Annotated in this window: 10 protein-coding genes; 3 read left to right on the top strand and 7 right to left on the bottom strand. The window is 45.0% G+C overall.

What is annotated here, in order from left to right:
• Nucleotides 1-196 precede the first annotated feature (196 nt).
• Nucleotides 197-1,420 (top strand): alpha/beta hydrolase family protein, encoded by a 1,224-nt coding sequence (locus U5K35_RS15220; protein ID WP_322572355.1) that lies wholly within the window; start codon nt 197-199, stop codon nt 1,418-1,420.
• 782 nt (nt 1,421-2,202) lie between these two features.
• Nucleotides 2,203-2,667 (top strand): YybH family protein, encoded by a 465-nt coding sequence (locus U5K35_RS15215; RefSeq protein ID WP_322572354.1) that lies wholly within the window; start codon nt 2,203-2,205, stop codon nt 2,665-2,667.
• 315 nt (nt 2,668-2,982) lie between these two features.
• Here U5K35_RS15215 and coaBC read toward each other — a convergent pair whose 3' ends face one another.
• From coaBC to U5K35_RS15180, 7 genes are all read right to left on the bottom strand, one after another.
• The gene (coaBC, locus tag U5K35_RS15210; protein ID WP_322572353.1) at nt 2,983-4,182 is read right to left on the bottom strand and encodes a bifunctional phosphopantothenoylcysteine decarboxylase/phosphopantothenate--cysteine ligase CoaBC; all 1,200 of its coding nucleotides are present in this window, start codon (nt 4,180-4,182) and stop codon (nt 2,983-2,985) included.
• Between the two features lie 2 nt (nt 4,183-4,184).
• Complete coding sequence (locus U5K35_RS15205) at nt 4,185-4,478, bottom strand: DNA-directed RNA polymerase subunit omega (RefSeq protein ID WP_322572352.1); 294 nt, start codon at nt 4,476-4,478, stop codon at nt 4,185-4,187.
• Between the two features lie 8 nt (nt 4,479-4,486).
• Nucleotides 4,487-5,059 (bottom strand): guanylate kinase, encoded by a 573-nt coding sequence (gene gmk, locus U5K35_RS15200; RefSeq protein ID WP_322572351.1) that lies wholly within the window; start codon nt 5,057-5,059, stop codon nt 4,487-4,489.
• Nucleotides 5,060-5,098: 39 nt separating this feature from the next.
• The gene (locus U5K35_RS15195) at nt 5,099-5,980 is read right to left on the bottom strand and encodes a YicC/YloC family endoribonuclease (RefSeq protein ID WP_322572350.1); all 882 of its coding nucleotides are present in this window, start codon (nt 5,978-5,980) and stop codon (nt 5,099-5,101) included.
• 285 nt (nt 5,981-6,265) lie between these two features.
• Nucleotides 6,266-7,612, bottom strand: a complete 1,347-nt coding sequence (gene glmM, locus U5K35_RS15190) for a phosphoglucosamine mutase (protein ID WP_322572349.1) — start codon at nt 7,610-7,612, stop codon at nt 6,266-6,268.
• A gap of 276 nt (nt 7,613-7,888) precedes the next feature.
• Nucleotides 7,889-8,440 (bottom strand): cob(I)yrinic acid a,c-diamide adenosyltransferase, encoded by a 552-nt coding sequence (locus U5K35_RS15185; RefSeq protein WP_322572348.1) that lies wholly within the window; start codon nt 8,438-8,440, stop codon nt 7,889-7,891.
• Between the two features lie 45 nt (nt 8,441-8,485).
• Nucleotides 8,486-9,106 carry a YigZ family protein gene (locus U5K35_RS15180; protein ID WP_322572347.1) on the bottom strand — a complete coding sequence of 207 codons (621 nt, stop codon included), beginning with the start codon at nt 9,104-9,106 and terminating at the stop codon, nt 8,486-8,488.
• 211 nt (nt 9,107-9,317) lie between these two features.
• On the opposite strand from U5K35_RS15180, the gene U5K35_RS15175 reads away from it, so the two are divergent.
• Nucleotides 9,318-10,025, top strand: coding sequence for a succinate dehydrogenase cytochrome b subunit (locus U5K35_RS15175; protein WP_322572346.1), 708 nt, complete (start codon nt 9,318-9,320; stop codon nt 10,023-10,025).
• Nucleotide 10,026 lies beyond the last annotated feature (1 nt).

The following is a 10,026-nucleotide window of genomic DNA, read 5'->3' as shown; positions in this document are numbered from 1 at the left end:
GTTGACTTCGAATAATTTCCTTCATAATGGTTTTGACTACATGGGTAATGTCATGCTCATGTTCTCCTTATGAAGTAGGGGAGACACTTTTCCCAAATTCTTATTCCGAACTCACGTTAGTTAAAAACTTTCATAGAAGTTTAGGTTCTGCTTGATTATCATGTTTACTGAAGAACGATAACCAACCGGCAGATCCATGAAATATTTTAAATGGCAGGCTCTGTTCCTGCTGCTTCTCCTTACTCTCTCTTGCAGTGACAATAATAACATCGAAGAGCCAGTATTTGAGTATTTGGTTTCTGAGGATTTTAACCGCACAATCACGCAGTCCTCGATGGAGTTCTTCTGGGTAACGCTTGCGGGTCAGCCTGATGCCGCTTCATATATAAACCACGATGTAGATGTTTACCGGATCGTCTATCAGACCGAGGATATAAATGGGAATTCTGTCGAAGCTTCCGGAGCTGTTATTGTACCTGTTGATGCATCTCAGCCGGGACTTCTATCCATTCAGCACGCGACAATATTTTCTAATGCTGAAGCACCCTCCGTTGATGCGACACAAAATTCTGCTACAACCCGAAAATCGATTTTCGCATCAGCCGGAAATATTGTTTTTCTGCCGGATTACCTGGGGTATGGAGTGACGTCAAATCAGCCGCATCCGTATCAGCATCAAGAGACGCTGGCATCGGCAAGCTTCGATATGATACTGGCCGGTTTGGAGTTTCTTGAGGCGAATGAAATCGAGTGGTCAGGCAATACAATCGACCTGATCGGTTATTCTGAAGGAGCCTATGCAACACTGGCACTTGCAGAAAAAATGGAGACCGGTCCGTCACCGCTTCAGCCGGGTTTGATCTCGATGGGAGCGCCAATCTTTGATCTCTCCTCCACAATGGATTATGTGATTAACAATGTTGATCAGCCTGCCGAGTGTGTAGCCTGCTACGCCTATTTTTTGCAGAGCTATCATGATATTTACAGTTTTCCGCGACCGCTCAGTGATTACTTCAATTCTCCCTATGACGAAAGGATATCAGACGGACTTTTTGACGGCTCGCAAAGTTCGGCTCAGGTGGTCTCCCAGCTTCCCGAGTCTCTGACCGAACTCTTCACAGAATCGTTTATTGAGCGATATCTGAGTGGGGAGGAAGATGAGCTCGAATCAGCCGTTGCAGAGAACGATTTGCTGTACGTGCCAAATGCTGAGGTTCTGCTGGTACATGGTGATTCGGACGGAGTGGCGCCGATATTTAACAGCGACGATTTTGAGGATCGAGCCATGCAGTCGGGTAAAACTAACCTGACCTATATCAGGCCGGAGGGCGTGAACCATACCGAAGGCATCTTTCCCTGGGGTTTGGAAACATTGGGCCGGTTGGACAGTGCATCCAAACAACTTTTGACACAGAATTAAGATTTGATATTTCTTTGAGGATTTTAGAAACCTGAGTTCGATTAATTATGCGTTGATTTTGTTGCTTGAAAATCCCCTCCTTTCCAAGGAGGGGACTTAGGGGTGGTTGAAAAGGGCCACAGCTTAGTTTTTTGGTTTTTTGCTTAAACAAAAGTTTCGTAACCGCACCAAGGAGGCTGTCCAAAACGGTACTTAGTTTGAAAAGCGCTTAAATAATTTAGTTTTTTCCTTTAGACTCACCCTATATCCCTCTCTAACTAATAGAGAGGGATTTAAAGTCTAAATTATTTAAGCTTGTTTCTGTGTTGATTCACTTTTTGGGCAGCGTCAGCGTCTTTTATCATAATCTTAAAATTGAACTCGGGTTAGCAGTGATTTCTGTTCCCGATCCGGAAAATTCGACGAATCATTTCAAGAGAAGTATTGCTCTCTTAAGCAATCCCGAAACAGAAACCGCATCACCTACGATATTTGATTTCAATTTCTGAATGGATAACGGATCATCACAATTCTGATGCGTTAAAATTTTCTATGGTTTCGAATTTTAATTGACATATCCCATCACTTGTAGTTACTATTTATAGTGGTTTTGAAATAAGATAAGGGGGGGTAGAGAGACCAGAAGGGTAGATTTAATTTGATTGGTTCTTATCAGAAACTCACGTTTTAATAAGTGCTGCTATTTTATCAAGAGGATAAATAATCAAGAATATCTCGACAGCTGTTCCCCATGAAACGAGCTGTGAAATACAGCTTTTAATCGAAAATAAAATGAGGGAACCATGATTCGATCTCGACAAGTTCAATTGGTATTCATACTGTTACTCGCTTTACTTTTGGGAACAGGGTTTATGCACGGTAAATCTTTAGAAAAAGACCGTGAATTGGTAGAGGGGAGAAATCAAATCTTTATGGAGACATATAAAAATATGGATTCCGCGGGCATGGCTGAACTATACACAGCTGATGCAAAATTACTTCCACCGAACAGTGAAACAGTGGAAGGAAGTGAAAATCTGGAGTCGTTCTGGCAGGCTACAATGGATATGGGAATCACTGAAGTTAAACTGCATACCGGTGATGTGGAGAGGCATGGAAATGCTTTGGTTGAAGTGAGCAGTGCGGAGTTATATGGAGAAGATGGCGCATTAATCGATAAAGCCAAATACATTGTGATCTGGAAACAGGAGAGAGGAACCTGGAAAATGTATCTTGATATCCATAACAGCAATATGCCGGTGGAATGATTTCCGGCTGGATTTTTCTCTGATAGCAAAAAAGATATAAGTCCCCCTTTGAAGTGTGCAGAGGCTCGTAAGAGCCGAGGGGGATGACTATCTGAGTCTAAAATTGACTATATGTTGGTTTTGTAGCTTTACACCCCTCCCTCTCCTTCGCTAAAGCTTCAGAGAGTACTCCCCTCCCCGAGAAATGCACTCGGGCCAGAAAAGCACTGGCAGGGGAGATTGATCATCCCCAATTGCGCTCTGCCTCGAGGCAGTTCATTTCAAGATTGTTTGGATAATGTCCCTATCCCAAGAGGGACTTCGAAACTTGAAATATCACTCAAATATCTCAGTCAGAATTTGAAGGGCGATCTCTGATTTTTTTCCGGTGAACTCTTTTTGTGACTCTTTTCCCAGAAGATATATGGTGTTTGTATCACTCTCAAAGCCTGAGCCTTCGCTGTTTAACTGATTGGCACAGATCCAATCCAGGTTTTTCTTCTTGAGTTTTGTTCGGGCATTCTCAATCAGATTTTCCGTTTCCATGGCGAACCCGATCAGGATCTGATTCTGCTTCTTCTGTTTTCCCAGCCATGCGAGAATATCAGGTGTTCCGGTCAGATCTATTTTTGGAGAACTGCCTGCGCTCTGTTTTTTGATCTTATGTTCGGATGAGGAGTCCGGTTTGAAATCTGCCACAGCCGCCGCCATAATTACAATATCGGCGTTCTGATGATCTTTCATCATTTCAAAAAGGTCATCGGCAGAGACAAACTGTTCGGTCTGTATTCGATCGGGAATGTTTTCAGAGATCGGACCGTGTAAAAGAGTGACATCCGCGCCCAAAGCTCTTGCAGCATCGGCCATGGCAATGCCCATCTTACCGGAACTTGGATTGGATATAAATCGAACGGGATCGATAAATTCACGGGTGGGTCCGGCTGTAACCACAACTTTCTTTCCGGTTAGAGGTCCCTGAATCCGGTGATCTTTAATGATCTCAGCTGATCGTTTAACAATAACTTCCGATTCAGGCAAACGGCCTATAGCGTCGAGTCCGCTGGCTAAATATCCGGTTTCGGGCTCCAGAATGTAGAATCCCATCTCACCGGCCTCTTTTAAATTCTTTGAAACCGATGGGCTCTCATACATTTCACCGTCCATGGTGGGACAGATTAAAATCGGGCATCTTGCGGCCAAAAGGGTGGAGGTGAGCATATTGTCTGACTGGCCGTGGACAATTTTTGAGAGCGTATTAGCCGTGCAGGGGGCAATCACAAAAATATCGGCCCATTCGCCCCAGTGAATGTGTTTGGTCCAGTTTTTACCGGGCTCGGTATCGTTGAAGACTTCAACGGCTACTTCATTCCGGCTGAGGGCGGCAAAGGTCTCAGAACCAACAAAGCGGGTAGCCGACGGGGTCATGGTGACCCGGACTTCAGCTCCCGCTTTTTGAAAATCGCGTAAAAGATAAACTGCTTTATAAGCAGCTATACCACCGGTAACGCCCAATATGATGCGTTTCCCGGAAAGCATCTTTAAATCTCTTTATTTGGGTAACGATAGGTAACCTTGTCGTCCAGCATTTCGCTAACTGAACGCTGAGTTGCGTGTGGCAGTTTTTCGAACGCTTTTGAAATTCTTTCCTGCTCTTCGTTGAAGGTGAACTCATCTTCATCTTCAAAGCCTTCAAAATATTTGAGCTTTTCGTCGAGTTCCAGTTTTTCCTGTGCAGCAATCTGGCGAGCTCGTTTAGACATCGCAACAATTTTCTCGTAGCGATTGCCTTTTTTGCTGCCCATTTCTTCTAAGTCGAGTGTTCGAATCGGCATAATAGTATTTATGAATTTATAAAAGTTGAAACCGTTTCTTTGATCTGGCTGTATGCAGTTTCCAAATCATCGTTGATAACGATGGTATCGAATTTCGGTGCGTATTTCATCTCTTTTTCAGCTCGTTCGAGGCGTGTTTCCAGGGAGACTTCCGTTTCTGTTCCCCGTGCAATCAAACGCTCTTTCAAAACTTTAAGAGATGGAGGCTGAATAAAAAGAGCAAGTGCTTTATCGCCGTAGAGCTCTTTAACATTCAGTGCACCTAACACATCTATATCAAGCAAGATAAAATAGCCTTTATTCAGCTCATTTTCAACGACTGAACGCAAAGTTCCGTACATGGTGCCGTTGTAAAACTCTTCCCACTCTAAAAACTCGTTATTTTCAATTTTTTCTTTAAAAACGTCTTTGGAGAGATAGTGGTAGTGCACGCCCTCTTGTTCACCTTTTCTCGGCTCCCGGGTGGTGGCGCTAACGGAAAACTTCAGCTGATCAAAATCTTTAAGCAGGCGCTTGGTCATGGTGGATTTCCCTCCGCCGCTTGGCGAGACCAGAATCAGGATTTTGCCCTTTTTACTCATAAAAAATGATGAATGTTTACTTCAAACTTGTTTAAAAAATTACTCGATGTTTTGAACCTGTTCGCGAACCTGTTCCAGCTTCTCCTTGCCCAGAACGATATGATGGGCAACGGTTGAATCATTTGCCTTGGAACCGATGGTGTTCAGTTCCCGGTTGATCTCCTGGCAGAGAAAATTAAGCCTTCGCCCAACCGGCTCTTCCGCTTCCAGGGCTTCAAGGAAAAATTTCAGGTGAGATTGCAGCCGGATCACCTCTTCGTTGATATCCATTTTATCCACCAGCAGGGCGATCTCCATCTCCATGCGATCGGGATCGATCTGCTCTTCCGAGATCATTTTTTGAATGCGGGTTTTTAGTTTTTCCCGAACTTCAGGAGCTCTTTTATCGGATAGTACAATGACTTCGTCCAGTAGAGATATGATTCCCGTAACCAGGTTTGAGAGATCCTCCTTCAGCTCTTGGCCTTCATTTTGCCTCATGGTATTCAGATTATCGAGCGCGGTTTCGAGTGCATTTTCCGTACACTCCCAAATGATGCGCACTTCCTCTTCATCCTGTTTCCGGGTCTCAAAAATATCGTTGAACTGCAGGAGATCGCGTACCGTAACCGGCTCATCAATATTACCGGCGCTCCTCAGATTTCTCAAAATGGAGCTGTAGCTTTTCACCAGCTCTTCATTCAGTTTGATATCGGGCCCGGCGCTTTTAGTCCGGTCAACATTAATGTTCAGATTCACTTTCCCGCGCGAGAGATGTTTTTGAACATACTCTTTCAGCTTTATCTCTTTATCCTGAATGGATTGAGGCATTCGAACGGAAATATCCAGGTAGCGGCTGTTTAGCGTTTTAACTTCAACGGTTACCTGATAGCCGTTTGATGAGTGCTCACCCCGGCCAAAACCTGTCATCGATGTTATCATTCTGAAATATTTATTTAGCGTGAATTCGAGATTTAATTTAGAATTTAAAGTCCCCCTTAACAAAGGGGGATTTAGGGGATGTTTGGACTTACTGTAAAAATGATAAAAATCCTTTGGACACCCCTCTTTATCTCCCCTTTTTAGGGGAGAATTGGTCAAATCCGTAATCAGCTTTCTTATATCAAGTTCACGTTAGTTAAGCTTAATGGATGTTTAAAATAGGAAAGCTTTCTATGGAAAGCATGGGTTGCCTGAAACGGTTAAAAAAGCAATAAGTGAACCGAACTATTTAATAACCGATAAGATCTTATCGGCAAGTTCTTCAGCTTTCTCTTTCGTTTTGGCTTCGCTGTAAACCCGGATAATCGGTTCGGTGTTCGATTTTCTGAAATGAACCCATCCCTCTTCAAAATCGAGCTTCACGCCATCAACCGTATTTGGATTTTGATCAGCGTAAATTTCCGTCACTTTTTTGAGCAGGTCGTCGGCATCCATACCAAGCTTGTTCAGCTCAATTTTCTGCTTGCTCATTTCATAATCCGGCAGAGAGTCTCTGTATTCCGACGCCTTGATATCGCGCTCGGCCAGCAGCTGCAGAATCATGGCGGTTCCAACCAGGGCATCACGGCCCGGGTGCAGATCGGAGTTGATGACCCCTCCGTTTCCTTCACCGCCAATTACGGCGCCTTTCTCCTGCATCATTTTCACAACATTGATTTCGCCTACTGCAGAGCGATGGCAGGTGGACCCATATTTTTTCGTGATATCATCGGCTGCGCGGGAGGAGGAGAGGTTCGTTGCGGTATCGCCCGGATTTTTACTCAGCAGCAGATCAAATGCGGAAACCTGCGTGTACTCTTCGCCAAACAGCCGTCCGTTTTCATCCACCAGGGCGAGGCGGTCGCCATCCGGATCGGTGACAACACCCAGATCGCACGATTTCTCTTTTACAAAATCGCAGATCTCAGTCAGGTTCGCGGGGAGCGGCTCAGGGTTGTGAGGGAAAATTCCCGTGGGTTCGCAGTAGATGCACTCTGTTTGAACTCCCAGCGCTTCAAGCATGGCGGGCAGGGCAACAGAACCGCCGCCATTCACGGCGTCGACGGCAACCTTGAAATTCTTGCTCTTTATCAGATCCGCGTCGATGTAGGGTAGATCCAGGACAGCTTGAATATGGCTTTGAATGGCGTTGGGATCTTCGGTAACAGAGCCGATTTCATCAAACAGTTTGTAGTCGAATTTCTCTTTCTCCGCAATATCCAGAACCTCTTTGCCCTGATCGGCATCCAGAAATTCACTTTTGCTGTTCAGGAGTTTCAGTGCATTCCACTGTTCGGGATTGTGGCTGGCAGTGAGAATAATTCCGCCATCTGCCTTATGCTGCAGCACGCTCATGGCCACGGTTGGGGTAGGAGCGATGCCAATTTTGACGACGTTGCAGCCCACACTTTGCAGGGTAGCGCAGACGATGTCTTCACAGATCTGTCCGGTAACCCGGGAGTCGCGACCCACAACTACGGTGCCGCCTTTTAGCCAGGTGCCGTACGCCGATGTAAACGTGACCAGATTTTGTGGAGTGAGGTGAGAACCGAAAATTCCGCGAATTCCGGATACAGAGATCATTAATGCCATAAAGCTCGTAAATTTCTTGAGTAGTTTAGTTTAAAATAATGTGAGTTTGCGATAATTACTTTGAATTTCGTAAACCAAAAAGTCCCCTCCTTTCCAAGGAGGGGATTTAGGGGAGGTTCAAACATTCTTAAGAAAAAAATCCGATCCAACCACCCCTCGCCCCTCCTTCATAAGGAGGGGATTCTGCAAGTACCGACTATTTTTTAAAGTTAGCATACATGGGGTTTATTGGATTGCCAAATTCAATGACCCAACATCAAACCCATTTTATAATCCTTACTGTTTTTTTCGTGGCTGCCAGGGTGTTTCCGGTTCGCCGGCCTGCCTGTTTTCAAATCTTGCCAGAACAAAGAGCAGATCGGAAAGCCGGTTCAGATAAATGACGGTTTCTGCCGAAATAGGATCGTTCTGTTTCAGGGCTACCGTGTTTCGCTCAGCCCGCCGGCATACGGTTCGCGCCATGTGCAGCGTTGATCCGGCCGGTGACCCGCCAGGCAGGATAAAACTTGTAAGAGCCGGGAGATCTTCCTCCAGTTCATCAATCCAGTTTTCAAGCTTCTCGATGTCCTTACTGCTAACACGCTCAATTTTTGACTCTTTCGAGTGCAGGGTGGCTAAATCCGCCCCGAGCACAAAAAGCTGAGACTGGATCTCATTCAGCATGTTTTTTCCCTTCTCACTTAAGGAGTGAGTCAAAACCATGCCGATAATGGAGTTCAGTTCGTCAACGGTACCGTACGCGTGGATTCGCAAACTGTTTTTCTCAACACTCGCGCCCCCGAACAGTGAGGTATATCCCTGGTCGCCTTTCTTCGTATAGATTTTCATAAGTTTTTGTTTTTAAGGTAACAAGCTGAATGCTGATTTTCAGCTTCAAATTTTTTTGATGTGATAGGATTCCCCGCACTCTTCAAAATCATCAAAAAGATGAAGATGCGAGCCGAGCTTGCCTTCAAATTTTTCGGCCTTCGATTTAGGAATTCCAATCCTCAAGGATACATTTTCCATGTACTCAGAGTTCAGTTCAATCACCGTAAAATCATTTTTCAGTTTATCGATGATGCCCTGGTGAGTGTATTGATAAATGATCCGGTAGGTTTTGATCGGAATAACCTTTTTCAACCGGGCCTGTTCGATGCACAATCGGGCCGATTCCCCGTAGGCGTCAATCAGACCCGATTTCCCAAGTTTGGTACCGCCGTAGTAGCGCACGGAAACCGCGATACAGTTTATCAGGTCGGCAGATCTCAGCGCGTTGAGGATGGGTAGTCCGGCCGTGCCGCTAGGTTCACCGTCGTCCTGGTCGAACTCTTCCATTTTATTGGGATTGATTCTCCACGCGTAGCAGTGATGGGTAGCCGTCGGGTGCTCATTTTTTACGGTCTCCAAGAAATGGTCCGCTTCCGATTTACTATCCGCCGGGTGTAAATAGCCCAGAAATTTGGATCCTTTGACGCGATAATCGCTATTAAATAGTTTCGTAACTGTATACAAGAAATTGATTTGCTAGAATGAGAGGTTAATATCCAATTTAGAACTCTTCTTAATAAGCATATTCATGAATTGAACCGGCTTCAACCTTGCCTTTTATATCAAAAGGGACGATTTTTAATAGATGAATTTAGGAACAGAAAAATACAGATGATTGTTTGTTTAGGGACATTCATTTCATCTGTCTGATCACATTAATAATAATATCTACAGTATGCCAAATCTATTACAAGCAGCGACGTCACAGGTTGGGCGAAAAATATTGACCGGCCTGACCGGCATTTTCCTCGTCTTGTTTATCATATTTCACCTTGGCGGTAACCTGGCCATATTCGGCGAGGCAGATGCGATGAACCGCTACTCGATGACTCTTCATAATTTAGGACCACTGCTCTGGTTTGCAAGAATTGGCCTTCTGGCAGTTTTTGTGATTCACGCATGGATCGGAATTTCTATCTGGTTCAAGAAGAGAAAAGCTCGTCCCAACAAATATGAAGTGTACAGCAGCAAGGGCGGACCAAGCAAACAGAGTCTCAGCTCAAGAAGCATGGCCTTTACAGGTGTTGTACTCCTGATCTTTGTGGTGATCCACGTCAACACATTTGCATTGGGCGAAACCGGTACCGTGGTGATAGACGGGCAGGAAACGCACGACATTAAAACACTGGTTATTGACACCTTCCAAAGCAGTGCGGTATACTCTTTCGGGTACGCATTCGTTATGCTGCTTCTGGGAACACACTTGGGGCACGGGATCTGGAGTGCCTTTACATCTCTCGGTATGAAGAGCAAAAAAACTTCAGCTATTGTCTACACATTAGGCGGAATTTTAGCAGTTCTGTTTGCCGTAGGTTTTCTGTTTATCCCGATCTACATCTACTTCGGCGGCGGCTGTGAAGCAGCACTTATCCAATGCCAATAAT

It is taken from the genome of Rhodohalobacter sp. (genome assembly GCF_034521535.1).
In the GTDB taxonomy this organism is placed as follows: Bacteria; Bacteroidota; Rhodothermia; order Balneolales; family Balneolaceae; genus Rhodohalobacter.
The sequence above is the reverse complement of the archived record's forward strand: the minus strand, read 5'-3'. Positions and strand labels throughout refer to the sequence as shown.

Bases quoted from the DNA above. Each gene is read 5' to 3' on its own strand.
- U5K35_RS15220 (WP_322572355.1), top strand. From the start codon at position 197: ATGAAATATTTTAAATGGCAGGCTCTGTTCCTGCTGCTTCTCCTTACT.
- U5K35_RS15215 (WP_322572354.1), top strand. From the start codon at position 2,203: ATGATTCGATCTCGACAAGTTCAATTGGTATTCATACTGTTACTCGCT.
- coaBC (WP_322572353.1), bottom strand. From the start codon at position 4,182: ATGCTTTCCGGGAAACGCATCATATTGGGCGTTACCGGTGGTATAGCT.
- U5K35_RS15205 (WP_322572352.1), bottom strand. From the start codon at position 4,478: ATGCCGATTCGAACACTCGACTTAGAAGAAATGGGCAGCAAAAAAGGC.
- gmk (WP_322572351.1), bottom strand. From the start codon at position 5,059: ATGAGTAAAAAGGGCAAAATCCTGATTCTGGTCTCGCCAAGCGGCGGA.
- U5K35_RS15195 (WP_322572350.1), bottom strand. From the start codon at position 5,980: ATGATAACATCGATGACAGGTTTTGGCCGGGGTGAGCACTCATCAAAC.
- glmM (WP_322572349.1), bottom strand. From the start codon at position 7,612: ATGGCATTAATGATCTCTGTATCCGGAATTCGCGGAATTTTCGGTTCT.
- U5K35_RS15185 (WP_322572348.1), bottom strand. From the start codon at position 8,440: ATGAAAATCTATACGAAGAAAGGCGACCAGGGATATACCTCACTGTTC.
- U5K35_RS15175 (WP_322572346.1), top strand. From the start codon at position 9,318: ATGCCAAATCTATTACAAGCAGCGACGTCACAGGTTGGGCGAAAAATA.